General features: G+C 72.0%; 24 protein-coding genes. 13 read left to right on the top strand and 11 right to left on the bottom strand.

The genetic code is table 11. The annotated features are described in order from the left end of the window. Positions 1 to 54: 54 nt before the first annotated feature. Positions 55 to 1,368 (bottom strand): MFS transporter, encoded by a 1,314-nt coding sequence (locus AB0F52_RS47130; protein ID WP_360185664.1) that lies wholly within the window; start codon positions 1,366 to 1,368, stop codon positions 55 to 57. A gap of 153 nt (positions 1,369 to 1,521) precedes the next feature. Beyond that, positions 1,522 to 2,166, bottom strand: a complete 645-nt coding sequence (locus AB0F52_RS47125; RefSeq protein WP_360185661.1) for a TetR/AcrR family transcriptional regulator — start codon at positions 2,164 to 2,166, stop codon at positions 1,522 to 1,524. 112 nt (positions 2,167 to 2,278) lie between these two features. Between AB0F52_RS47125 and AB0F52_RS47120 the strand changes: the two genes are divergently transcribed. The 7 genes from AB0F52_RS47120 (at position 2,279) to AB0F52_RS47090 (ending at position 10,669) form a co-directional block, all read left to right on the top strand. Then, positions 2,279 to 3,127, top strand: a complete 849-nt coding sequence (locus AB0F52_RS47120) for a shikimate dehydrogenase (RefSeq protein WP_360185658.1) — start codon at positions 2,279 to 2,281, stop codon at positions 3,125 to 3,127. Further along, positions 3,117 to 4,916 carry a TIM barrel protein gene (locus tag AB0F52_RS47115; RefSeq protein WP_360185655.1) on the top strand — a complete coding sequence of 600 codons (1,800 nt, stop codon included), beginning with the start codon at positions 3,117 to 3,119 and terminating at the stop codon, positions 4,914 to 4,916. The genes AB0F52_RS47120 and AB0F52_RS47115 overlap by 11 nt, the downstream gene beginning before the upstream one ends. A 302-nt stretch (positions 4,917 to 5,218) precedes the next feature. Next, on the top strand, positions 5,219 to 6,520 hold the full coding sequence (locus AB0F52_RS47110) for a sugar ABC transporter substrate-binding protein (protein ID WP_360185652.1): 1,302 nt from the start codon (positions 5,219 to 5,221) through the stop codon (positions 6,518 to 6,520). Further along, positions 6,517 to 7,503 carry a sugar ABC transporter permease gene (locus AB0F52_RS47105; protein ID WP_360185649.1) on the top strand — a complete coding sequence of 329 codons (987 nt, stop codon included), beginning with the start codon at positions 6,517 to 6,519 and terminating at the stop codon, positions 7,501 to 7,503. The genes AB0F52_RS47110 and AB0F52_RS47105 overlap by 4 nt, the downstream gene beginning before the upstream one ends. Next, on the top strand, positions 7,500 to 8,330 hold the full coding sequence (locus tag AB0F52_RS47100) for a carbohydrate ABC transporter permease (protein ID WP_360185647.1): 831 nt from the start codon (positions 7,500 to 7,502) through the stop codon (positions 8,328 to 8,330). Before AB0F52_RS47105 ends, AB0F52_RS47100 begins: the two co-directional genes overlap by 4 nt. Positions 8,331 to 8,335: 5 nt before the next feature. Further along, positions 8,336 to 9,799, top strand: a complete 1,464-nt coding sequence (locus AB0F52_RS47095) for a glycoside hydrolase family 3 N-terminal domain-containing protein (protein WP_360185644.1) — start codon at positions 8,336 to 8,338, stop codon at positions 9,797 to 9,799. Positions 9,800 to 9,910: 111 nt separating this feature from the next. Beyond that, a complete protein-coding gene (locus AB0F52_RS47090; protein WP_360185641.1) occupies positions 9,911 to 10,669 on the top strand; it encodes a hypothetical protein in 759 nt (252 codons plus the stop codon). Positions 10,670 to 10,751: 82 nt separating this feature from the next. Here AB0F52_RS47090 and AB0F52_RS47085 read toward each other — a convergent pair whose 3' ends face one another. The 5 genes from AB0F52_RS47085 to AB0F52_RS47065 form a co-directional block, all read right to left on the bottom strand. After that, entirely contained in the window at positions 10,752 to 11,801 is a 1,050-nt protein-coding gene (locus tag AB0F52_RS47085; protein ID WP_360185638.1) for a DUF2235 domain-containing protein, read from the bottom strand. A 169-nt stretch (positions 11,802 to 11,970) separates the two neighbouring features. Beyond that, positions 11,971 to 12,321 carry an MmcQ/YjbR family DNA-binding protein gene (locus AB0F52_RS47080; RefSeq protein WP_360185635.1) on the bottom strand — a complete coding sequence of 117 codons (351 nt, stop codon included), beginning with the start codon at positions 12,319 to 12,321 and terminating at the stop codon, positions 11,971 to 11,973. A gap of 63 nt (positions 12,322 to 12,384) precedes the next feature. Beyond that, positions 12,385 to 13,815, bottom strand: coding sequence for a DUF1996 domain-containing protein (locus tag AB0F52_RS47075; RefSeq protein WP_360185632.1), 1,431 nt, complete (start codon positions 13,813 to 13,815; stop codon positions 12,385 to 12,387). A 458-nt stretch (positions 13,816 to 14,273) separates the two neighbouring features. Beyond that, complete coding sequence (locus AB0F52_RS47070; RefSeq protein WP_360185628.1) at positions 14,274 to 14,792, bottom strand: AAA family ATPase; 519 nt, start codon at positions 14,790 to 14,792, stop codon at positions 14,274 to 14,276. 21 nt (positions 14,793 to 14,813) lie between these two features. After that, the gene (locus AB0F52_RS47065; protein WP_360185626.1) at positions 14,814 to 15,431 is read right to left on the bottom strand and encodes a sigma-70 family RNA polymerase sigma factor; all 618 of its coding nucleotides are present in this window, start codon (positions 15,429 to 15,431) and stop codon (positions 14,814 to 14,816) included. A gap of 241 nt (positions 15,432 to 15,672) precedes the next feature. Between AB0F52_RS47065 and AB0F52_RS47060 the strand changes: the two genes are divergently transcribed. From AB0F52_RS47060 to AB0F52_RS47040, 5 genes are all read left to right on the top strand, one after another. Continuing rightward, positions 15,673 to 16,080 carry a pyridoxamine 5'-phosphate oxidase family protein gene (locus AB0F52_RS47060; RefSeq protein ID WP_360185623.1) on the top strand — a complete coding sequence of 136 codons (408 nt, stop codon included), beginning with the start codon at positions 15,673 to 15,675 and terminating at the stop codon, positions 16,078 to 16,080. Between the two features lie 166 nt (positions 16,081 to 16,246). Beyond that, on the top strand, positions 16,247 to 17,749 hold the full coding sequence (locus AB0F52_RS47055) for a GAF domain-containing protein (RefSeq protein WP_360185691.1): 1,503 nt from the start codon (positions 16,247 to 16,249) through the stop codon (positions 17,747 to 17,749). Then, on the top strand, positions 17,746 to 18,405 hold the full coding sequence (locus tag AB0F52_RS47050) for a response regulator transcription factor (RefSeq protein WP_360185620.1): 660 nt from the start codon (positions 17,746 to 17,748) through the stop codon (positions 18,403 to 18,405). Before AB0F52_RS47055 ends, AB0F52_RS47050 begins: the two co-directional genes overlap by 4 nt. A 110-nt stretch (positions 18,406 to 18,515) precedes the next feature. Then, the gene (locus AB0F52_RS47045; RefSeq protein ID WP_360185617.1) at positions 18,516 to 18,962 is read left to right on the top strand and encodes a hypothetical protein; all 447 of its coding nucleotides are present in this window, start codon (positions 18,516 to 18,518) and stop codon (positions 18,960 to 18,962) included. 235 nt (positions 18,963 to 19,197) lie between these two features. Further along, positions 19,198 to 19,446 (top strand): hypothetical protein, encoded by a 249-nt coding sequence (locus tag AB0F52_RS47040; protein WP_360185614.1) that lies wholly within the window; start codon positions 19,198 to 19,200, stop codon positions 19,444 to 19,446. 7 nt (positions 19,447 to 19,453) lie between these two features. Here the strand turns inward: AB0F52_RS47040 and AB0F52_RS47035 are convergent, their stop codons facing one another. Further along, positions 19,454 to 20,659: an FAD-dependent oxidoreductase gene (locus AB0F52_RS47035; protein ID WP_360185611.1), complete on the bottom strand. Its 1,206-nt coding sequence runs from the start codon at positions 20,657 to 20,659 to the stop codon at positions 19,454 to 19,456. Continuing rightward, positions 20,659 to 21,246, bottom strand: coding sequence for a GTP cyclohydrolase I FolE (gene folE, locus AB0F52_RS47030; RefSeq protein ID WP_360185689.1), 588 nt, complete (start codon positions 21,244 to 21,246; stop codon positions 20,659 to 20,661). Before folE ends, AB0F52_RS47035 begins: the two co-directional genes overlap by 1 nt. A 121-nt stretch (positions 21,247 to 21,367) precedes the next feature. Here folE and AB0F52_RS47025 point away from each other — a divergent pair, with 121 nt between their 5' ends. Next, a complete protein-coding gene (locus AB0F52_RS47025) occupies positions 21,368 to 22,018 on the top strand; it encodes a helix-turn-helix domain-containing protein (RefSeq protein ID WP_360185608.1) in 651 nt (216 codons plus the stop codon). A gap of 101 nt (positions 22,019 to 22,119) precedes the next feature. Here AB0F52_RS47025 and AB0F52_RS47020 read toward each other — a convergent pair whose 3' ends face one another. Continuing rightward, complete coding sequence (locus AB0F52_RS47020; protein WP_360185606.1) at positions 22,120 to 23,244, bottom strand: CU044_5270 family protein; 1,125 nt, start codon at positions 23,242 to 23,244, stop codon at positions 22,120 to 22,122. Beyond that, complete coding sequence (locus AB0F52_RS47015; RefSeq protein ID WP_360185604.1) at positions 23,241 to 23,810, bottom strand: RNA polymerase sigma factor; 570 nt, start codon at positions 23,808 to 23,810, stop codon at positions 23,241 to 23,243. The genes AB0F52_RS47020 and AB0F52_RS47015 overlap by 4 nt, the downstream gene beginning before the upstream one ends. Positions 23,811 to 23,877 lie beyond the last annotated feature (67 nt).

Raw genomic sequence — 23,877 nt, 5'->3', positions numbered from 1 at the left:
CCCCGGGCCGCCGCACGGCTCCGCCGGTCGGGCGGCCGTGCGGCGGATCCCGGGCTAGCCGTCCACAGCGGACGCGACCACAGTGGACGGTTTCGCGGGCGCCGCGCCGCCGAGCTGCGCGGTCGGTACCCGGTGGGTCTCCCGGGCCGTCGCCGCGGCCAGGGCCGCCAGCACGCACACCGCCGCCGTGAAGATCGCGACGCCGAGCCAGTCTCCCTTGCCGGAACCGATCGCCGCCACGACGCTGGGGGCGAAGCCCGCTACCGCGAAGCCGATCTGGGTGCCGATCGCCATGCCGGACAGGCGGACCCGGGCGCTGAACATCTCGCCGTACAGCGCCGGCCAGACTCCGTTGACGCCGGAGTACGCCACGCCGAACAACGCGATGCCGAGCACGAACAGCAGGGCGTACGAGCCGATCGAAATCGACCACAGGTACGGGAAGATCAGCACGCCGCAGGCCAGGCAGCCGGTGATGAACACCGGTTTGCGGCCGATGCGGTCGGCGAGCCCGGCCAGCAGCGGGATCGCCGCCAGCGCGACGACGTTCGCGAGCACGCCGACCCAGAGCATCGGGGTGCGGGACAGGCCGATCGTGTTGACCGCGTAGCTCAGCGCGTAGACGGTGAAGATCGTGCTCACCGACGCGATCGTCGCCGCGACCACCACCCGCAGGACGTCCGCCCAGTGGTGGCGGAACAGGACCGCCACCGGCAGCTTCGCGACGTCGGTGCGTTCGAACACCGGCGTCTCGTCGAGCTTGCGCCGGATCACGAAGCCGACCACCACCACGAGCGCGCTGCCCCAGAACGGCACCCGCCAGCCCCAGGTCAGCAGGTCTTCCGCCGGCAGCGCGGCGACCGGCAGGAAGATCGCGGTGGCCAGGATCTGCCCGGCTTGCGTGCCGCTCAACGTGAAGCTGGTGAAGTAGGCGCGGCGGTGCTCCGGGGCGTGTTCCAGCGACATCGAGTTCGCGCCCGCCTGCTCGCCGGCCGCGGAAAGTCCTTGCAGCAGGCGGAGCACGACCAGCAGGACCGGAGCGAGGACGCCGACGCTCGCGTACGTCGGCAGGCAGCCGACGCAGAACGTCGCGAACCCCATGAGCAGCAGGGTGAAGACGAGCACGCGCTTGCGGCCGAACCGGTCGCCGACGTGACCGAGGACGAACGCGCCGACCGGCCGCGCGAGGTAGCCGACGCCGAAGGTCGCCAGCGCCAGCAGGGTGCCGGTGGCGGGGGAGGAGGCGGGGAAGAACACCTTGCCGAACACGAGCGCGGCGGCGGTGCCGTAGATGAAGAAGTCGTAGTACTCGAGCGCGCTGCCGATCCAGGCGGCCAGCGCCGCCTTGCGGGGCATCGATCCGGTCACGGGCACGATCTCCTGACGTCCGGGCTTCGTTGCGCAGACTGTGGTGCTGAAGACTGGGGCGAGGAAGCAATGTACGGTCTAGTTAGTTAATAGAGAGTGCGAGACCGGGGCGCCGGGTGTCAAGAGATCCTTTTCGCCGGGGCCGCGCGCCGCTCAGTGCGCCGTCAGGTACTCGATCAGCAGGTCGCCCAGCATGGTGCGGTAGTGCTCCCGCCGGGCCGCGTCCAGCATGTCGCGGCCGAAGATCGCCTGGAACGTGTGCCGGTTCGCCAGCCGGAACACGCAGAACGAGCTGATGATCATGTGCACGTCGAGCGGGTCGGCGTCGGGCCGGAACAGGCCGGCCTTCCGGCCCCGCTCGAGGATCCGCGTGATGCCGCCGAGCGCCGGGTCGGCCAGTCCGGCCAGGATCTCCGACTGCGACAGGTGTTCCGCGTGGTGGATGTTCTCGATGCTGACCAGCCGGATGAAGTCCGGGTTGGCCTCGTGGTGGTCGAAGGTCAGCGCGGCCAGCCGCCGCAGCGCGTCCTCCGGTTCGAGGTGCTCGACGTCCAGCTGGGCTTCCAGCTTCCGGATCGCGGTGTACGCGTGCTCCAGCACGGCGAGGTAGAGCTGTTCCTTGCCACCGAAGTAGTAGTAGATCATCCGCTTGGTGGTGCTGGTGCGGGCGGCGATCTCGTCGACCCGGGCGCCGGTGTAGCCCTTGTCCGCGAACTCCCGTGTGGCCACCGCGAGGATGTCGGCGCGCGTCCGTTCCTTGTCGCGCTGGCGCTCGGCCTCCGACGATGGTGCGGCCACCGGGCTCCCTCCGCTGCAGGTGAACACCCACTCTAGTCCAGCCCTTCCGTCGGGGAGGACGCCGCGCTACCGTGAACGTACTAGTTCGTACATTAGCGACCGGAGGCGCCGGGTGACCAGCTACCTGATCGGGCTCGTCGGCACCGGCATCGGGCCGTCCGCCAGCCCGGCCCTGCACGAACGCGAGGCCGACGAGCTGGGCCTCCGCTACCTCTACCGCCTGCTGGACCTCGATGTGCTGCGCCGCCCGGTCGCCGAGGTGCTCGCGGCGGCCCGGCTCGCCGGGTTCGACGGCCTCAACGTCACCCACCCCGCCAAGCAGGCGGTCGTGGCGCACCTCGACGAGCTCTCGCCCGAAGCCGCCGCGCTCGGCGCGGTCAACACCGTCGTCTTCGACCGGGGCCGCGCGATCGGCCACAACACCGACGCGACCGGGTTCGCCCGCAGCCTCACCCGCGGCCTGCCGGACGTCCGCCTGGACGACGTCGTCCTGCTCGGCGCCGGGGGAGCGGGGGCGGCGGTCGCCCACGCGCTCCTCTCGCTGGGCACCGGCCGCCTCACCGTCCACGACGTCGACGGCGACCGCGGCGCCCGTCTCGTCGAGGGGCTCGAGCGGAAGTTCGGCCCGGGGCGGGCGGCGACCGGGGACCTGACGGCGATCCACCACGCGGACGGCCTGGTGCACGCCACCCCGACCGGGATGGCCGCCCACCCCGGCTCGCCGGTCCCGGCCGAACTGCTGCACCCGCGGCTGTGGGTCGCCGACATCGTCTACCGCCCCCTGGAGACCGCGCTGCTGGCCGCCGCCCGCGCCCGCGGCTGCCGGGTGCTGCACGGCGGGGGCATGGTCGTGTTCCAGGCCGCCGAATCGTTCCGGCTGTTCACCGGCGCCGAGCCCGACCCGGCGCGGATGCTGCGCCACTTCGACGCCCTGGAAGGGGAGGCCGCCCGTGCCGCCTGAACTGCGCACCGCCATCGCCACCGTCTGCCTGTCCGGCACCCTGGAGGACAAGCTGGCCGCGGCCGCCGCGGCCGGGTTCGACGGCGTCGAGCTGTTCGAGAACGACCTGGTGGTCTCCCCGTCGAGCCCGGCGGAGATCCGCCGCCGCTGCGCCGACCTCGGCCTGTCCATCGACCTCTACCAGCCGTTCCGCGACTTCGAAGCCGTGCCGCCGGAGCGGCACGCGGCCAACCTGCGCCGCGCGGCGCACAAGTTCGACGTCATGGCCGAACTCGGAACCGACACGGTCCTGGTCTGCTCCTCGGTGTCGCCGGAGGCGATCGACGACGACGAACTGGCCGCCGAACAACTGCACGCGCTGGCCGAGCTGGCCGCGACGCGGGGGATGCGGATCGCCTACGAAGCCCTGGCCTGGGGCCGGCACGTCAGCGGGTACGAGCACGCCTGGCGCATCGTCCGCCGCGCCGCGCACTCCGCGCTCGGCGTCTGCCTGGACAGCTTCCACATCCTCTCGAAGGGCCACGACCCGGCGCCGATCCGCGCGATCCCCGGCGAGAAGATCTTCTTCCTGCAGCTCGCCGACGCGCCCACGCTGCCGATGGACGTGCTGCCGTGGAGCCGGCACCACCGGCTCTTCCCCGGCCAGGGCGACTTCGACCTGACCGCGTTCACCGGGCACGTGCTCGCCGCGGGCTACCGCGGGCCGCTGTCGCTGGAAGTCTTCAACGACGTGTTCCGCCAGGCCGACCCGCGCCCGGCCGCGGTCGACGCGCTGCGGTCGCTGCTGGCGCTCAAGGAATCCCTGGGCGTGCTCGAGCTGCCGGCCGCGCCGGCGCTGACCGGCCACGCGTTCGCCGAGGTCGTGACCGATCCGGGGGCGGGCAGGGTGCTGGCTTCGCTGGGGTTCGCGCGCACCGGCGTCCACCGGACCAAGCCGGTCGAGCTGTGGGAGCAGGGCGAGGCCCGGGTGGTGGTCAACGAAGGCGGCGCGGCGCACGGTGCCGTGGGGGCGGTCGCGCTGGTGAGCGCCGACCCGGCCCGCTCCGCCGCCCGTGCCGAAGCCCTGCTCGCGCCGGTCCTGCCGCGCGTGCGCGGCCCGCGCGAGGCCGACCTGGCGTCGGTCGCGGCGCCGGACGGCACCCAGGTGTTCCTCTGCGGCGACGACTGGCGGGACGACTTCACGCCGACCGGCGAAACGGCGGCCGGCGCGGGGGTCCTCGGAATCGATCACGTGGCCCTCACGCAGCCGTTCGACCACTTCGAGGAGGCGGCGCTGTTCTACCGCTCGGTGTTCGGGCTGACGGCGTCGCCGGTGGCCGAGTTCGCGGCGCCGTTCGGGCTCGTGCGCAGCCGCTCGGTGGCGGCGGGGGAGGTCCGGCTGACGCTGGAGGCGGCCGTGGTCCGCCGCGGCGAATGGGCGCCGGCGGTCCCCGAACCGCAGCACGTGGCGTTCGCCTGCGCGGACGCGCTCGCCGCGGCCGCGGCGATGCGGGCGGCCGGGGCGCCCCTGCTGGACATCCCCGGCAACTACTACGACGACCTCGAAGCCCGGCTGGACCTGCCGCTGGGACGACTCGCCGCGCTGCGGGAGCGTTCGATCCTCTACGACCGGGACGCCCACGGCGAGTTCCTGCACTTCTACACCGCGCTCGCCGGGGCGCGGGTGTTCTTCGAGGTGGTGCAGCGGATCGGCGGGTACCGCGGGTTCGGCGTGGCCAACGCGCCGGTGCGGATGGCCGCCCACCGCGCCCGGCGACACGCGGCTCCGCCGGTGAAAACGCCGGCCTGATCGCCCTCACCGCCCCGGGAAGTTCTTTCCCGGGGCGGTTTTCGTCGTGGCACGCCATCGCGGGCGCGCGGATTTCCGGTGCCCCAGCGGTGAAAAAGGTCCGGGACGCCTCCCTATCCGGACGACTTCTGGCACCCCTCTCCGGTCACGCGTAATCGCCCGGCTACTCGCCGCAGGCGTTTACAACGTTCCGGCAACCGCCTTGACAGGGCCTGTGGTACGTACCACTCTAACCCCAACATTGGTCTACACCATTTGGGGCGCTCGGCCGCGGTGGCCGGGCATGGAAAGGACGGCATCGAGTGAAACGCTGGCTCAAGCTGGCGGCGGGCGCCGCCGCACTCACGCTCGCGACCGCAGGCTGCGCGGGCTCCAGCGGCTCGGACACCGCGGCCTCGTCGAGCGGCAATGCACCGCTGAGCGGGACCGTCACGGTCTGGCTGATGACCGGCTCCGCGCCGGCCACCCTGACCGACGCGCTCCACAAGGAGTTCGAGGCCGCGCACCCCGGGGTCAAGGTCAAGTACGAAGTCCAGCAGTGGGACGGCATCCAGCAGAAGCTGACCACCGCGCTGGCCAGCGGCGCGCCGCCGGACGTCATCGAGATCGGCAACACGCAGACCGCCGCGTTCGCCGCGCAGGACGGCGTGCTGACCGACCTGACCGCCGACAAGGACAGCTTCAACGGCTCGCAGTGGCTCAAGGGTCTCGCCGACTCCGGCAGCTACGACGGCAAGACCTACGGCGTCCCGTTCTACGCGGCCAACCGTGAGGTCATCTACCGCAAGGACATGTTCGAGCAGGCGGGCATCGCCAAGCCGCCGGCGTCGAACGACGAGTGGATCGACGCGATCGGCAAGCTGAAGGCCAAGTTCGGCTCCGACCCCGACTTCCAGGCGCTCTACATGCCGGGCCAGAACTGGTACGCGCTGCTGTCCTTCATCTGGGACAACGGCGGCGACATCGCCAAGGCCGACGGCAAGAACTACAAGGCGACCCTCGACACCCCCGAGGCCAAGGCCGGCCTGGACTTCTACAAGAAGCTCGTCGACACCTCCGGCACCAAGGCACCGAAGGACGCCGACGAGGCCAAGCCGCAGCAGGCGACCGTCTACGGCGCCGGCAAGGTGGCCATGATGATCGGCCTCCCGTGGGAGCTGGCCACCGCGGCCAAGACCGACGCGAGCCTGACCGACAAGACCGGCGCCTTCGCCATCCCGAGCAAGACCGCCGGCCAGAGCGCCCCGGTCTTCCTCGGCGGCTCCAACCTGGCCATCCCGGCCAACAGCAAGAACGTGGCCGCGGCCAAGGAGTACATCAAGCTGTTCTCCAGCCAGAAGTACCAGAGCCAGCTGGCCGCGGCCGGCGTCGTGCCCGGCACGTCGACCGACCTCACCGGTCTGGACAAGGACCCGCTGGGTGGCGTGATGGCCAAGGCTTCGGCCAACGGCAAGGCCGTGCCGGCCAGCCCGAAGTGGGGTGACGTCGAGTCCGGCCAGAACCCGGTCAAGGACATGCTGACCGCGTACCTGACCGGCAAGAAGACGCTCGACCAGGCGACCGCCGACGCCAACGCAGCGCTGAACAAGCTCATCGGCGGATGACAGCGACCGCCAATGTGACGATGCCGGCGGGGGCGACCCCGCCGGCATCGCCGCGCGACACGCGGGTCAAGAGGCGCAGGCGGGGCCGGTTCGGCGACCGGGTGCTCCCGTACTTGCTCCTGCTCCCCGCGTTAGCGGCCATCTTGGTCCTGCTCGCCTGGCCACTGGTCCAGGTGCTCGCGATCAGCTTCCGCAAGCTCGACATCGGCCAGCTCGTCTCCGGCAAGACCGTCTGGATCGGGTTCGACAACTACACGAACACCCTGGCCGACTCCGAGTTCTGGACGATCACCGTCCGGACCCTGGTCTTCACCGCCGCCATCGTGGCCGCCACCATCCTCGGCGGCCTGCTGCTGGCGATCCTGATGCGCCACCTCGGCCCGGTCGTGCGGATCATGGTCCAGGTGACGCTGGTGCTGGCGTGGGCCACCCCGGTCATCGCCACGACCACGGTGTTCCAGTGGATCTTCGACGAGCAGTACGGCATCCTCAACAAGACGCTGGACCGGCTCGGCTTTCCCGGCTTCATCGGGTTCTCGTGGTTTTCCAGCGGCGCCAGCACGCTGACCGTGATCGGGCTGCTCATCGTGTGGCAGGCCGTGCCGTTCGTGACGTTCTCGCTGTACGCCGGCATCATCGGTGTCCCGCGCGAGCAGTACGAGGCCGCGGGCATCGACGGCGCCAGCGCGTGGCAGACGTTCCGCGCGGTCACCTGGCCCGCCATCCGGCCGATCACCACCATGGTCACGTTCCTGTCGGTGCTGTGGGACTTCAACGCCTTCGCGCAGATCTGGGCGATCCGGGAAGGCGGCCCGGACGGCGGGAGCACCACGCTGGCCGTCGTGCTGTACCTCAAGGGCATCGCGGGCAACCACTTCGGCGCGGCGGGGGCGATCGCGACCCTGATGCTGATCGTGCTCGCGCTCATCACCGGGCGGTACATCCAGCTGCTGGTCCGGACCCCGGAAGGTGATCTCAAGTGAGGAAGTCGCTCCCGCAGCGGATCGCGCTCTCGGTCGTCGGCGTGGTCGTGGCGCTGCTGATCCTCTTCCCGACGTACTGGATGTTCGTCACCTCCCTGCGGACGCCCGGCGAGATCCTGTCGCCGAAGTACGACCTGATCCCGACGTCGTTCTCGTTCGGCAACTTCGCCACCGCGCTGGGCAAGGACAACTTCCCGACCTACCTGATGAACAGCCTGATCGTCACGGTCGGTTCGGTGCTGTGCGCGCTGGTCGCCGGAACGCTGGCGGCGATCCCGCTCTCGCGGCTGCGGTTCACCGGCCGCAAGGGGTTCCTGGTCCTGGTCATGGTGGCGCAGCTGGCGCCGGTGTCGGCGCTGTTCATCCCGCTGTTCCTGCTGATGAAGGACGCCGGGCTGCTCAACACGCTGCCGTCGCTGCTGCTGATCTACTTCGCCACCACGCTGCCGTTCACGGTGTGGATGCTCTACGGCTTCGTCAACGGGATCCCGTACGAGCTGGAAGAGGCCGCGATGATCGACGGCTGCAGCCAGACCGGCGCCTTCCGGCGCGTCACGCTGCCGTTGCTCGGCCCGGGCCTGGTCACCACGTCGGTGTTCAGCTTCATCACCGCCTGGAACGAGTACCTGTTCGCGCTGGTCTTCATCCGGGACAAGCCGAAGGAGACGCTGCCGGTGTGGCTCGCGTCGTTCCGCACCGCGTTCGCCACCGACTGGGGCGGCGTCATGGCCGCGTCGGTCATCTACGCGGTCCCGGCGCTGATCTTCTTCCTGCTCGTGCAACGCAAGCTGGTGTCCGGCGCGACCGCCGGCGCTGTGAAGGGGTAGCCCCGTTGTCCACGCCAGAGACGCAGTCCTCGCCCGAGAAGCTCGCCGAAGCCGTCCTCCTGCCCGGGTTCGCCGGGACGACCGCGCCGGACTGGCTGCGCCGCCGGATCGCCGGCGGCCTGGGCGGGGTGGTGCTGTTCGGCCGCAACGTCGTCGACGACGAGCAGGTCGCCGCGTTGACCGCGCAACTGCGCGGAGAGCGCGACGGGGTGGTTGTCGGGATCGACGAAGAGGGTGGCGACGTCACCCGCCTCGACGTGAACACCGGGTCGTTCGTGCCGGGCCCGCTCGCCCTCGGCGCGGCCGACGACCCGGAGCTGACCACGGCCGTCGCGGCCGCCCTCGGCGAACGGCTCGCGGCCTGCGGGGTCACGCTCAACCTGGCGCCCTGCGCGGACCTGACCCTGGCCGCCGAGGACCCGATCATCGGCGTCCGGGCGTTCGGGTCCGACCCGGCGAAAGCGTCGCCGCACGTCGCGGCGTACGTGACCGGCTTGCAGAAGTACGGCGTCGCGGCGTGCGCGAAGCACTTCCCGGGCCACGGCGCGGCGACCGAGGACTCACACGTGGCGCTGCCGGTGCTGCCGCGCACGGTAGAGGAGCTGCACGCGATCGAGCTGGTCCCGTTCGCCGCGGCGATCCGGGCCGGTGTCCGCTCGGTGATGTCGGGCCACCTGGTCGTGGCGGCCTGGGGCGACGAGCCGGCCACGCTCAACCGGACCGCGCTCACCGACGTCCTGCGCGGCGAGCTCGGCTTCACCGGCGCGGTGATCACCGACGCCCTCGAGATGGGCGCGGTGTCCGGCGCGTACGGACGGCACGACGGCCTGGGCCGCTCGGCCGTGCGCGCCCTGGCCGCCGGCGCGGACGCGCTGTGCCTCGGCGGCGCGGCGTTCGAGGCCGAGCACCTGGACGCCTGCGTCACGGCGATCGTGGCCGCGGTCGCGGCGGGCGAGCTGCCGCTGGAGCGGCTGGCGGAGGCGGCTTCGCGGACGGCCGGGCTGGGCACCGACCCGGCGCCGGCGCAGGTGGGCCCGGTCGACCGGCGGCTGGGCCTGGAAGCGGCGCGCAAGGCGCTGCGGGTGCACGGCGAGCCCCGGCTGGCCGGCCCGCCGCTGGTCGTCGACGTCCAGACCGACCCGACGATCGCGGCCGGGCCGATGCCGTGGGGCCTCGGCGCGCACCTGGCCGAGCTCGTGCCGGGCACCCGGGCGCTCACCGTGACCCCCGACGACGCCGACGTGGTCCTTGAGGCGGCGCCGGGGTTCCGCAGCGTCGTCGTGGTGACGCGGGAAGCGCACCGGCACCCGCGGGTGCGCGCGCTGCTCACCGCCCTGTCCGGACTGGATTTCATCCGGGTGGAAACGGGCGTGCCCGGACCCGGCGGCGGTGACGACCACGGGCCGCGGATCGACACGTTCAGCGGTTCGTACGTCAGCCTGCGTGCCGCGGCGGAATATCTGGCCTGAACAGGGATTCGTCCGGTTTGCCGCAACTCCAGAACGGCGCCCGCGATTTGTACGAGGCTTGTACCGGCGGTCTTCATTCTGTCCTCACACCGAAAACAGGAGGACGGAAGAATGAACATGGGCATCGTGAAGCGGATGGCGGGGGTCGCCGGTATCGCCGCGGCGATCGTGGTCGTCGGGGCGGGCCCGGCGTTCGCGGCATCGGGCACCGTGCACACCGACTCGGGTGCGGCGCTGACCCTGCGGGCCACCCCTAGTGCCAGTGCGAGCTCCGTCGGCAGCGTCGCCGACGGCACCGCGGTGACCATCACCTGCCAGACCAACGGGTCGACCGTCGACGGCAAGTACGGCACCTCGGACATCTGGGACAAGGTGGGCAACGGCTACCTCAGTGACGCCTACGTCTACACCGGCTCCGACGGCCGGGTCGCGCCGGACTGCGCGGGCTCGACGCTGGCCTGCTCGACCGCGGGCACCGGCGACCCGAACACCTGCGCCGAGGCGGTCACCAAGGCGAAGTCTCGCATCCACACCAGCGACATCGACTCCTACGAGGGCATGTGCGACCGGATCAACGCGCAGAACTACGGGTTCAGCGCCAGCGGCTCGAACACGGCCTACATCCACTGGACCCAGATCCCGTCCTCGTTCAAGCACCCGGGTGACTACCAGGTCCCGGCCGGCGGGCTGGCCTTCTTCAAGAGCAGCGGTGCCGGGCACACGATGATCTCCATCGGCGACGGCAAGTTCCTGTCGAACGACATCAACGGCTACGGCAGCTACACCGAGACGACGATCGCGCAGATCAAGAGCAAGTGGGGCCAGACCTACCTCGGCTGGTCGCAGCCGTGGTTCCAGGTCAACCACTGACCCGCTGAACGTGCTCGAGCCCCTGTCCACCTCTCCCGGACAGGGGCTCGTCCGCGTGCGGTGCACAGTCCGGTTCGGACAGTCAGATCTTCATGATGCGGTGCTCCGGACCCGCGAGGTAGGCCAGCAGGTTCCCGGGCCGGTACGGCGGCCGCATCTGCTCACTGCGGTGCAGCGCGCACGACCCCGCGAACTCCGTCGCCGGATCCACCCCGCCGATGGCGCGGTCGGCCGAGCCGAACCAGCGGAAGAACGCGTTGAGCGAATTGTGCAGCTCGCCCAGTTCGTCGCGCTCGGCCAGATACCCGAACGCGTTTTCCTTGAACGCGAGGCCGCACTGCTCGGCGCGATCGGTCATCCACCGCAGGGTCAGATCCGACAGGGCCGACGGCCGATAGCCGCCTCCGACATCGGAATGAGCCCCGGCGAACCAGACCTGTTCACGGATCCGGCCGTCCGCCGCTTTCGCCGGCGCCCAGACGGCCGGGCTGAACGACTTGCGGTGCTCGTCGACCGCCAGCGCCTGGAACGCCGCCTGCACGATCGACGTCAGCTCCATGTCGTGGAACTGCCAGCGCTTGTTCAGCAGGTGGATCAGCCGGCCGCCGCTGAGGGGGATGCCCAGCGCGCCGACGGTGTCCCAGACGCCGACGAACCGGATGGGCGTCCGGTCTTCGCGGGCGTACTTCGCGCGGAACTCGCGGGCCCGCGGGCTGTCCGGGCCGGAGGTGTCCCGATCGCGGTCGCGGTAGAGCCGGTAGGCCTCGTCGAGCCGGCCGAGTTCGCCGGGGAGCAGGACGCCGCAGTTGCGGATGAAGCCCACGGTGCTGCGCGCGGTGTAGGCACCGCGGCTGAAGCCGAAGAAGAACAGTTCGTCGCCGGGTTCGTAGTTTTCGGCGACGAAGCGGTAAGCGTCCTGGACGTGCGCCGAAAGTCCCATGCCGAAAGCGCCGCCGATGAGGTGGTCCCACAGCTTCCCGGTGCCGACGCCTTCGCGGTAGTACACCCGCTGCGGCGTACCGGCCGGGTCGGCGGGCGCGACGGCCTTCTGGAGCTGGCCCACGTTGGTCGGAGCCGGCTGGCGGAGGGTGTTCCAGGTCCCGTCACAGCAGATCACCAGACGTTTCGCCATGCTTCCTCCCCGGTCCGACCCTCGTGAGTCGCCGGCACCCGGTACGGCGTTACGCCTGGTCGATCACCCGGGACGGTGATGCTTCCCGTTTCGGGATCGGCGACGACGAAGGCCTCCGCACCGGCGGTGCCGGCGAAGAGGCCTTCACGGTCGATCGGTCGGGTCGTCGTCAGAGCGGGTGGGTCTCCAGATAAGCGGTCCAGACCTTCTTCGGCACGCACATCCGCCAAGCTTCCACGACCAGCTCCCGCATCTCGCCGGCATCGATCGCCGCCAGGCGGCAACGGACCCATCGGAAGCGCAGGTCCGCCGGCTCGGGCAGCAGGAACTTGGCGGGTTCCGCCGCGATCAGCGCGTCCCGCTGCTCACGCGGAAAGGCGAAGCCCAGCAAGGTCTCGTCCGCCGACAGCGCCACGAACACGATCTGCCCCACCCGGAACTTGACCCGGTCGCGCACGAGTGCCTCGTAGGCGCGGGGGAGGGTGGAAGCGAACGCGCGGACTTCGTCGCCGGTGACCATGCCGGCCATTGTCGCGCGCGGAACCGGCGGCGCACCATCCCCGGGTGCGCCGCCGGTCCCGGGTCACGCCCGGCAGTTCCGGCCGCGGTTCACGCAGTTCACCAGGCCGTTCATGATCCGCTGCGACATCACGTTGGCGAAGTCGTCGTGGTCGGAACCCGGGTTGTGCTTCTCCTGCGGGAAAGCGTCCACTTTGTACTGCTTCTTGACCTGGATGTCGTGCGGGATGTCGTAGGTCAGCGAGATCTGCAGCTGCGGCACCGCCTTGAACCCGTTGCCGCACCGGCCGAAGCGGTCCGGGAACACGATGTGGGTGCGGTGGTTGGTGCTGTCGGTGTTCTTGCCGTCCCAGCAGCTCGGGAACGTGTGGATCCGCTTGACCTTGCTGCCGTCGGGGCAGATCGGGTACTTGTCGGTGACGCGGTTCTCGAACCCGGTGCACGTCCAGCTCGCCTTGGCGTTGGCGGGCCCGTTGGTCGAGACCTTCGCGTCGCCGTAGAGCACGCGCAGGAAGCGCGGCATCGCCACCACCTTGCCGACCGGGCTGCCGCGGAAGGTGATCTGCACGCGCTGCGGCCGCAGGATCTTGCCGTCGTTGCCGGGCAGCTCGTTGTTCTCGTCCTGCCCGGGCAGCGCCCCGCCGGCCGTGGTGCTCGGCGGCGGCGTCGGCGTTCCGGTGTCCTTGCCCGGCTTCGTCGCGCACGGCGCGAGATCGCCGAGGTCGCCCGGCTTCTGCGTGAACCGGCCGATCGCGGTGGCGATCCGGTCGATGATGGCGTTGCGCCGGTCCTTGAGCGGGTTCAGGATCGCGTTGCGCACGAAGTCCTGGCCGCCCTGGCCCTGCGTCGCGGCGATGCGCTGGTTGGCCTCGTCGGCCTGCGCGTCGAGCTGGTCGAGGTTGCTGTCCACTTCGGCCATGGCCTGGTCCGGGATGTCGGTCAGCTTGCTGGCGACGTCCGGGCACGCGACCTGGACGGTCTTCGCCTCGCGGTCGGCCTGCGCCCGGTCGCCGTCGGGCACCTTGGCGGGCTCGTTCTTCTCCTCTTCGCCGGTGTCGATGCGGACCACGGGCCAGAAGTAGGCGGACTTGTCGCCGTTGCGGCAGGTGGTTCCGGCCTTGACCAGGCTCTTGTTGTTCGAGTCGGCGTTCGTCGACAGGTTGCCGACGTAGTCGTGCAGGTGCTGGGCGCCGTTGCGGACGCCGGGCTGGGCGATGAAGTTGTCCGGGTTGAAGTGCTGGTTTTCGTTGCGGCCACAGTCGACGGTGAACGTGCCGGTCGCGGCGCCGCTGACCGGGCGCGGGTCGAACTGGTTCGGCTTCACCTTCAGGATGTCGACGAAGAACGCGGGATTCGCTTCGTCGGCGCTGGCTTCACCGGTGTTGCCGGTGGTCGTCGCTACGACGATGCCGCCGACCGCGATCGCGAGGGCGAGGCCGCCGGTCGCGATCTTCGTCCGGCGGGAAAGGCGATGCCGTCCTTGGGTGCGGGACATGGGAAAAATCCTCCGGGGTGTCGGGCTGGCGGGAACGCGCGACACTGAGCCGGGACGAGCCCAGGCTCGACCCGATCAGGCGGGGTTCTTGCGGGATGTGTCGGCAGGAACGAAGCCCGGCTGGTCCACTGACCCGACATCAGTGGGTGTGCGGCCACCTGCCCGTGGCCGCGCCGTCAACCGGCTGGTTATCGTTCCGTTATGGAACCTACACGGGCGTTTGACACCGGGCAAGAAGTTCTTTTCGCCGTTACGAACCGTCAGGCCGGGGTCGTGTTTCCGTAGCGGAAGAGGGGGCTGACCTGGGGATGTTCGCGACCTGCGGGCCTCGCGGAAAAAACTTTGAACCGAAGTGAACCGGCGTCCGTATCCCTCGGTGAGGCCTGGGGAATGTGCGCGGCAGGGCTGATGGCCGGGAATTGCCGTGAAATGGCTGAATGACGCCGTGAATAACCGGTTCACGACGCCGGATCGGCGAAAGCTGCGGCGATGACCGAGACCGCTTCGCCGATCGTCCGCCCGGCGGTGTCGACGACGAGCCGGTCGCGGCTCCACGGTTCGTACTCGCGGGCCACGATCTCGGCCCAGGTGGGCGGGACGAGCCCCGGGATGCCGGTATCGCGGGTCTCCGCCCGCCGCCGGTGTTCGGCCGGGTCCGAGCAGACGATTTCGGTTTCCAGCACCCGCGCCCCGGCCCCGGTACCCGTCGCCCGCCAGGCGTCCCGGGTGACGGCGAGCGGGTTGACGCACTCGGCGATCACGCTCACCCCGGTGCGGAGCAGGTCGGCGGCCACCTCCCGGGCGACGACGTAGCCGACCGCGCCCAGCGGCCGGCCGAGCGCCGTGCTGCGCAGGATCGCCTGCTCGATGGTGTCGACGCGCAGGAAGGCGAAACCGGTGCGGCGCGCCAGTTCCGCGGCGACGGTCGTCTTCCCGGTCGCGGGCAGACCACCGACGACGATCAGCAGCGGGGACACCGGAGCATGATCGCACGCGCGTCAGGAAGCGGCTTCCCGGTGGTCGACCAGGCTGCGCCGCAGGGTCGCCAGGGCGCGGTGCTGGGCGACGCGGACCGCGCCGGCGCTGCCGAGGCCGACCGCGGCGGCTGTCTCCTCCGCCGTCATGCCGAGGATGATGCGCAGGACCAGGATTTCGCGCTGGCGCGGCGGGAGCGTGTCGAGCAGCCCGGAGGACCAGTCGAGCGCCGCGGAGCGCTCGACCTCCTCGCCCGTCGGGTCCACGCCGCCCGATCGGCCGGCCGGGAGTTCGGCGACCGGGCTGGTGCGGTCGCGTGCCCGGCGGCGGTGGAAGTCGGACACCTTGTGCGCGGCGATGCCGAAGACGAACGGCACGAAGCCGTCGGGCGGGTGCCGGTACCCCGGCAGCGCGCGCACGATCGCGAGCAGCACGTCCTGGGCGCAGTCTTCGGCGTCCGACGAACCGTCCTGCCACGTGCGCAGCCGGCCCAGGCAGTAGCGGAAGACGATCGGCCGCAGCGCGCGCAGCAGCCCGGCCACCGCGGCGCGGTCGCCCTGCACCGCCGACCGGACGAGCGCCGGGTCGAGGGAGAACGTCGCCGCGGGCGTGGGACCACCCTCGGCGGAGTGCGGCGGCATCGGCTCTCACCCCCTTTTCCTGCGTTTCCCGGCAACGGACGGTCACGACGCTAGGTCACTCCGCGTGGCCGCCACACCGGCCGCCCGGCCGTCCCGAACCGGGTCTTCCGGCCCTGGCCGGAAGCGGCGCGATGTGCGTGGCCGCCGCCGCCGGGGAGCCGGGCCGAACGGCCCTATCGGCGGACGGGTGAACCGATCACGCTGGTGGCCGGGAATTTCACCGGAGAAACACAGGGACGCGATGGTGGACGACGTGGGCTTCGGGCTGCTGCTCGACCGGCAGCAGTGCCTCGCCTTGCTCCGGACGGCGAGCCTCGGACGGGTGATCTACACCCACCGGGCCATGCCGGCGGTGCGTCCGGTGCGCTTCACGGTCGTCGACGACGCCGTGGTGTTCGCCGTCCCGCCCGGCAGTCCCTTGTACGCGGGCGCGCGTGACGCCGTCGTCGCGTTCGAAGCCGACGAGTTCGCCGCCGACCTCGGCGCCGGCTGGTACGTCAGCCTGCTGGGCCGCGCCACCGAGTCCGGTGCCGTCGACCTCGGCGAGCGCACCTGCCCGTGCCCGGCACCCGCCCGCACGAGCCACCGGTTCCTGCGCGTCCCCGCGGAGACCATCAGCGGTCACCGCATCGCCTGCCACGCGGAGTGATCCCGCGAACGCCGTAACGGACCGGCTCCCGGCACCGACCCACCGGATGGACGAACCGGATTGGGCCGACACGGGCAGTGGCCTGTGGGACCCTTGACCGCCCGGGGCAAGCCCGGGATACCAGCGGAACCAGCGGGGTCGACGGGAAGTGGCGGACGAAATCAGCATGCCGGCGATCCTGGCCGCGGTGGGCGGCATCGCCCGCGAGCTGGAGCTGCCCGCGTTGCTGGACCGCGCGGTGACGGCGGCGGGCGAGCTGCTGGGCGCCCGGCGCGCTCGCTTGGTCCTGACCGACGGCGGGATCGCCGAGTACGGCCGGGGCGCGCTCGGCGCCGGCGCGGTCGAGCTGCCGGTCCGCGCCGGAACGCAGACGTTCGGGACCTTGACCGTCGAGCCCGGCAATGGCGGCGAATTCGGCCGGCGCGAGCGTGAGGTGCTCGGCGCGCTCACCGCGGCCACCGGGATGGCCGTCGAGAAAGCCCTGCTCGTCGACCAGATGCGCCGCCGCGAACGCTGGCTCGAGGCGTCCTACGACGTCACCCGTGCCCTGCTCGCGGCCCAGGACCTGCGGGACACGCTGCGGCTGGTCGCGGAACGCGCCCGCGTCGTCGCCGGCGGGACGGCCGGGGCGATCGCGCGGCCCGACGGGCCCGGCCGGCTCGTGTTCGACGTCGTCGAGCCGCCGGGTGAGGACGCCGACCGCCTGACCGGCCTGACCGTGCCGACCGAGGGCACCGCCACCGGGATGGCGTTCACCACCCGGCACCCGGTGGTGGTGCGCGACTACGGCGAACGCGTGCAGGAGCAGCAGCGCGACCACGACGGCCCGATGCCGGCGATGATCAAGGACCTGGACTCGGCGATCTCGGTGCCGCTGATCGTCGGCGAAGAGACCCTCGGCGTGCTGGTGGTCGCGAAGTTCCGCGATCGCTCGCCGTTCACCGACTCCGACGTCCAGCTGGCCGAGACCTTCGCCGGGCACGCCGCGCTCGCCGTCGAGTTCTCCCGCGCGCAGGAGGCGCGCCAGCAGCTGGCGGTGTTCTCCGACCGCGACCGGATCGCCCGCGACCTGCACGACCTGGTGATCCAGCGGCTGTTCGCGACCGGCCTCGGGCTGGAGGGCGTGAGCAGGCTGATCGCCGACGCCGGGGTCGCCGCGCGCGTGGCCGGGTTCGCCCAGGACCTCGACGGCACGATCCGGGAAATCCGCAACAGCATCTTTTCGCTGCAGGCGCCCGCCCAGGCCCAGGGCAGCCTCCGCGCGGAACTGCTGCGGGTGGCCGTGGACGCCCGGGACACGCTCGGCTTCGAGCCGCGCGTCGGCTTCGACGGACCGCTGGACGCCGCGGTGCCGGACGCGGTCCGCTCCGACCTGATCGCGTCGCTGCGCGAAGCGCTGACGAACGTCGCCCGGCACGCCGAGGCGAAATCGTCGTCGGTCGAGGTCACCGTGGACCGGCTCGGCCGGCGCCTGACGCTGGTGGTGCGCGACGACGGGGCCGGCCCACCGCCGGAGGCGGGCCGGCTCAGCGGCCTGGCCAACCTCGCTTCCCGGGCGGCCCGGTGGGGCGGCCACTGCGTGCTCGCGGCGGGCGAGGACAGCGGGTCGCGGCTGGAATGGACGGCGGAGCTGCCGGTGATGACCGGCGAGCGGGGGAGAGCACGATGACGATCGCGGTGTTCCTGCTGGACGACCACGAGCTGGTCCGGACCGGGCTGAAGACCGTCTTCGAGCCCGAAGCCGACATCGAGGTGGTCGGGGAGGCGGGGACGGCGGCCGAGGCGCTGGTGCGGATCCCGCAGGCGCGCCCGGACGTCGCCGTCCTCGACGTCCGGCTGCCCGACGGCGAGGGCGTGGCGGTGTGCCGCGAGATCCGGTCCACCGTGGACCCGCCGCCGGCCTGCCTGATGCTGACGTCCTATTCGGACGACGAAGCGCTGTTCGGCGCGATCATGGCGGGCGCGGCCGGGTACATGCTCAAGCAGGTGTCCGGCCGGTCGCTGATCGAGGCGGTCCGCACGGTCGCCGCCGGCGGCTCGCTGCTGGACGCCACGCTCACCGCGTCGGTGATGAACAAGCTGCGCGGCGAGAACGTCGCGGCGCCGGACCCGCGGTACGAGCAGCTGAGCCCGCAGGAGCGGCGGGTCCTGGACCTGGTGGCGGAGGGCCTGACCAACCGGCAGATCGCCGAGCGGCTGTTCCTGGCCGAGAAGACGGTGAAGAACTACGTGTCATCGGTGCTGCACAAGCTGGGCGTCGAGCGGCGCACCTCGGCGGCGGTCTACATGTCCCATCGGCGGGCGGACCCGGGACGATCGGGCTGAATTCCCGACCGTTCGGTCGAAACCGGTGGGGCGTTCGACGTATCCAGCCCCGGATGGAGTACACCTGTCGGGGTGACGCACGAATTGGCGTGCGCGGCAGAGGGGACGACATGGCGGGGTTGTCGGGCGGGGACTATGTCACGCGGCAGATCCGGGCACTCGCGGACGCGGTGCGCCGCGAGGGGGCCGGGGGCGTCGGCACGCGCAGCTTCCAGCTGGCGGAGCACTTGGCGGCGGAGGGTGGTGTCCACCGCGGCGACATCATGACGGCCACGGCGACGCTGCTGGCGATGACGGCGTGGTGCGACGGCGAGGCGGAGGCGGCCGGCCGGTTCGCGGAGCGCGCGGGCGAGCACGACGAGGAGTCGCGCGAGCTGGTGACCCACCTGCTCCGCCTGGAGGCGGGCGCGGACCGCGGCTGGCTGCCGCGGGATCAAGCGCAGGCGCTGCTGGAGTACGCCCGCCGGGAACGCCGCGGCGACCTGGCGACCCGCCTCGCCGCGATCGCGGCGCCGAGGCGCGGCCGGCACCGGCGGGACAACCAGGACGGTCGATAGCCGGTCGCCACCACGAGGACCGCCGCGGCGAGGGCGGCCGCGGGGAGCATCACGATCGGCACCACCACCCGCAGGCGGCGTATCAGGGCCTGGCGAGCCGGCAGGTGCGCGTGATCGTCCAACCGGGACAGTGCCGGGTGCGGGCCGTACCGGACGATCAGCTCTTCGCCGGCGAGGACTCTTCAACCACTTCCCCAGCAAGGAAGCCCTGATCCTCGACCGGCCCGGAGCCACGATGGCCGCGCTGCGCGACGGGCTGGCCGGAACCGGCCGCACCCCCGGCCGCGCCGCCGACGATCCGCGGTGCCGGATCGCGGCGACCGCCCTGCTCGGGCTCTGGCGCGTCCAGTCCACGGCGCTGCGCCGGAGTCTCGACGGCGAACGCAGTCCCGGCCAGGTCCGCCGGCTGGTCGCTGCCGACATGCGCGGCGCGGCCCGGCTCATCGACACCGGCTTGGCGGAGTTCGCCGCCGGATCGCGCTGAGCGGACCTCAGTCCGTCAGCGGCCGGGCCGGGTCCGCGAGCCGGTCCGCGTCCACGGTCCGTCCACTGAGGATCAGCTCGCGCACCGCGTCCAGGCCTTCGTCCCACTGGTTCACGTGCAGTCCCGCGACCACCCGGCCACCGGTGAGCCAGAACGCGTGGAACGCCTCGGCGTCGCCGCGGGTGACGACGCGCTCGTAACCACCCGGCGGGAACCAGCCGGTGAACTCCATGCCCGCGTCGTACTGGTCCGAGAAGAAGTACGGCAGGTCGTCGTGGACCACGTCGCGGCCGAGCATCGCCAGTGCCGCCGCGGGGCCGCCGTTCGCCGCCGCGGCCCAGTGCTCGACGCGGACGCGACGTCCGTAGCGCTCCTGCCACACGCTGGCGACGTCGCCCGCCGCGAAGACGTCCGGGTCGTCCGTGCGCAGGCCCGCGTCCACGAGGACACCGTCGTCGACGGCCAAGCCCGCCTCGGCGGCCAGCTGCGTCTCGGGCCGGGCGCCGATGCCGACGACGACCACGTCGGCGGGGATCTCGCCGTCGTCCGTCAGCACCGCCGAGACCGCGGTGTCTCCCGCGAAGCCCGTCACGCCGGTCCCGAACCGCAGTTCGACGCCGTGGCGGCGGTGCAGGTCGGCGAAGAACCCGCCCACCTCCGGCCCGAGCGTGGCGTGCAGCGGGGCCGGCCCGGGCTCGACGATCGTGACCGGGCAGCCGTGGTGGCGTGCGGCGGCGGCCGTCTCCAGGCCGACCCAGCCGGCGCCCGCCACGACGACCCGGCCACCCGCGGCCAGCGCGTCGCGCAACCGGTCGGCGTGCGCGAGCCGGCGCAGGTAGTGGACGCCGTCGAGGTCGTTGCCGGGCACCCGCAGCCGCCGCGGCGACGCCCCGGTGGCCAGCAGCAGCTTCGTGTACCCGAGGCGTTCGCCGCCGGCCAGTTCCACCTCGTGCGCCGCCCGGTCCAGCGCGGTCACGCGCCGGCCGGTCAGCACCTCGATGCGCTGGTCGACGTACCACTTCTCGTCGTGGACGAACACCGAGGCGCGGTCGTCCTGCCCGAGCAGGTACCCCTTCGACAGCGGCGGCCGCTCGTAGGGCAGGTCCGGTTCGGCGCCGACGATGACGACGCGCCCGTCGAACCCCTCGGCCCGCAGGGTTTCCGCGGCCTTCGCGCCGGTCAGGCCGCCGCCGGCGATGACGAAGGTGGCCATCACGCGCTCACCCCGCTCAGGGCGAAGAACTCCTGCCGCGTCTTGGGTTCTTCGCGCAGCAGGCCGTGCAGCGACGACGTCACGGTCAGCGCGCCGCTCGCCCGCACCCCGCGCAGGGACATGCACAGGTGCTCGGCCTCGATCACGACGCCGACGCCCTTGGGTGCCAGGTGCTCCTGCAGCCAGTCCGCGACCTGCTTGGTCAGCCGCTCCTGCACCTGCAGGTCGCGCGCGAACATCTCGACGACGCGGGCGAGCTTCGACAGCCCGAGGATCCGCTCGCCGGGCAGGTAGCCGACGTGGGCGACGCCGCGGAAGGGCAGCAGGTGGTGCTCGCACAGCGACTGCACCGGGATGCTCTTCGCCAGCACGAGCTCGTCGTAGCCCTCGCTGTTGGGGAAGGTCGTCAGCTGGAAGTCGCGCGGCTGCAGCATTTCCGCGTAGGCGTGGGCCACCCGCCGCGGCGTGTCGCCGAGGTGCTCCGACGACGGGTCCTTCCCGAGGGCCCGCAACAGGTCGGCGACCGCGCGTTCGGCCGCGTGCAGGTCGACGCTGTCGCGGTCGTGGACGACACCGAGGTGCCGCAGCGGGACCGGGGCGCTGACGGGATCGATGCTCACGAGGGTGCCTCCTTCTAAAAACAAGTCGGACCGACGTTAGAAGCTCCCGGGGGTTTTCGTCAACACGTCTTTGTTTTAGAATCCGGCGATGCAGGAGACCCAGGCGCTGGCCGCGGCCGCGGCGCTCGACGAGCCGACCCGGCGCCGGTTGTACGAGTACGTCGTCCGCCGCCCGGAGCCGGTGAGCCGCGACGACGTCGCCGCCGCCCTCGGCGTGCCCCGGGCGACGGTCGCGTTCCACCTCGACCGGCTGGTGGAGGAGCGGCTGCTGGCGGTGGGCCACGAGCGCCGGACCGGCCGCAGCGGCCCGGGGGCGGGCCGCCCGGCGAAGCTGTACCGGCGGTCGGACCGCCAGGTGAGCATTTCCCTGCCCGAACGCCAGTACGAGCTGGCGGGCGGGCTGCTGGCGACCGCGCTGGAGGAGGCCGACGAGACCGGCGGTTCACCGCGGGAGATCCTGACCCGCTGCGCGCGCGAGCGCGGGACGGAGCTGGCCGCCGGCGGCCGCGACATCCTGGGCACGCTGGAGGAGAACGGCTTCGAGCCGCGCCTCGAGGACGGCGACGTGACGCTCGTCAACTGCCCGTTCCACCGGCTGGCGCAGGTCCACACGCGCCTGGTGTGCGAGATGAACCTGGGGCTGGTCGAGGGAATGCTGGCGGGCGCGGGGGAGAGCGGGTTGCGGGCCCGGCTGGACCCGCAACCGGGCTCGTGCTGCGTGCGACTGGCCCACGACTGACGCCCCGCCGCCCAAACCCCAGCGCCCCACAAGTGACCTTGGTTGCGTTGAACGCAAGGCCATCCGGGGGCGCTGGGAGCCGGGTCGTCACTCCGGGTTCGTCACTTCGGCGGCACCTCGCCGAGCCGCCCGGTCACCGCCGTCCGGATCGCGCTGGCCCCGAGCTGGGTGCCCGGCTTGATCCACGGCTCGTCGGGCTCCGCTCCCGCGATCGTGCGCTCGCCGATGAACCCGCCGGTCGCCGGGTCGATGATCAGCTGCCGGATTTCGTGCCGGTCGTCCAGCCCGAGCGCGATGCCCGTGCGGCCGTCGAGGTTCGCCTCCGCCGCCTGCACCGTGATGCCCGGGATCTTCGCCAGCGCCCGGTACCACTGCGCCCGCAGCTGCGCCGGCATCTGGCCCGCGCGGAGGATCTCGATGCCGAAGTGGAACATCACCGACGGCGTCGAGCCGCGGGCCTTCGTCAGCTGCTGCAGCTTCGCGTACAGCGCCGCCGGGTCGTGCGGCAAGGCCGCGTAGAACGCCGGGCTGTCCCAATCGGACGGGTCGCCGCACTTCTTCGGCGGCTTGGACTTCGGGAAGAAGTCGCCGCAGCGGCCCTGCCACTGGCCCTGGTCGGTGTCCGTGATCTCCGGCTCCGGGGCCTGCGACTGCGGTACCGAGCCGCCGAGGAACTTCCCGGTGGCGAGGATCTTGCGGGTCTGCTGCCAGACGTCGTGCTCGTCGGCCGGGATCCACAGGTCCACCTCCTGCTCCCACAGGTAGGTGTAGCCGGCGGTTTCGCCGGTGTGGACGCCGCGCTGCACCCACGTGTGCTCGCCGACGTAGCGGAACTGTCCCGGGCCGACGGGCTGGTCGGCCGCGCCGACGGTCAGGTCCGCGGCCCGGGTCAGCACCTGGACCGCCGACATCAGCCGGACGTCCGGGGCGGCCGACGTCGGGACCGCGGTCGTGGTCCGGACCGGCGGCGCGGCGACCGGGCCGGGTGCCGGAGCCGCCGGGCGCTGCTGCGCGACGACGACGGCGGTCACCGCCACCACGCCGGCCACCGCGGCCGCGGCCGGCAGCGCGAACCGGCGAAGGCGCTTCGGGCGCAGCGGGACGACGTCGGCGACGGAAGTGGCGTCGAGCTCGGCCAGCAGCCGGGCGCGGGCCGCGGACAGGTCGGCCGGTGCGGTGCGGGCGTCGCGGTGGAGCAGCTCGAGGGTTTCGTCGAGCTCGTTCATGACTGGTTCTCCTCGGTGGGGACGAGCAGGGCCTGGAGCCGGTGACGCACGCGGTGCAGGCGCGAGCGCACCGTGCTCGCGGGCACGCCGAGCGCCTCGGCGACTTCGGCCGGTTCGAGACCGGCCCAGGAGGTGAGCAACAGGACGTCACGGTCCTGTTCGGACAGTCCGGCGAGTTCGGCGGCGAGCACGCGCAGCCGGGCCGCCGCGTCGACCCGGCCGGCGACCGCGGTGTCGTGGTTTTCGGCCGGGCGGTCCCCGGCACCGGCCTTCGCGGTCAGCTGGAACCCGCGGACCTCCTGGCGCAGGTGGTTGCGCAGCAGGTTGGTGGCGATGCCGTAGAGCCAGCCGCGGATCGGCGCCTTCTTCGGGTCGTAGCTCGCCCATCTTCGCAGCGCGACGACGAACGTCTCCGCCACGAGGTCGTCGGCGACGTGCACGCCCACCCGGCCCGCGAGGTAGCCGCGCAGGGGAGGGGCGTACTCGTCGAAGAGCCGCGCGAAGATCTCTTTCGGATCCCGTGCGGCGAGGTCGGGCCGGTCCAGCCGTTCGACGATTCTGGTCACGGTACTGGTTGTCCCGGCCCGCCGCCCGCGTCCCCGCTCGCCCCTCCGGATGAGACGCACGCCACAA

Source organism: Amycolatopsis sp. NPDC024027 (assembly GCF_040638975.1).
Taxonomy (GTDB): Bacteria; Actinomycetota; Actinomycetes; order Mycobacteriales; family Pseudonocardiaceae; genus Amycolatopsis.
Note: the sequence above shows the minus strand (reverse complement) of the source record. Positions and strands in the feature narration are given on the sequence as shown.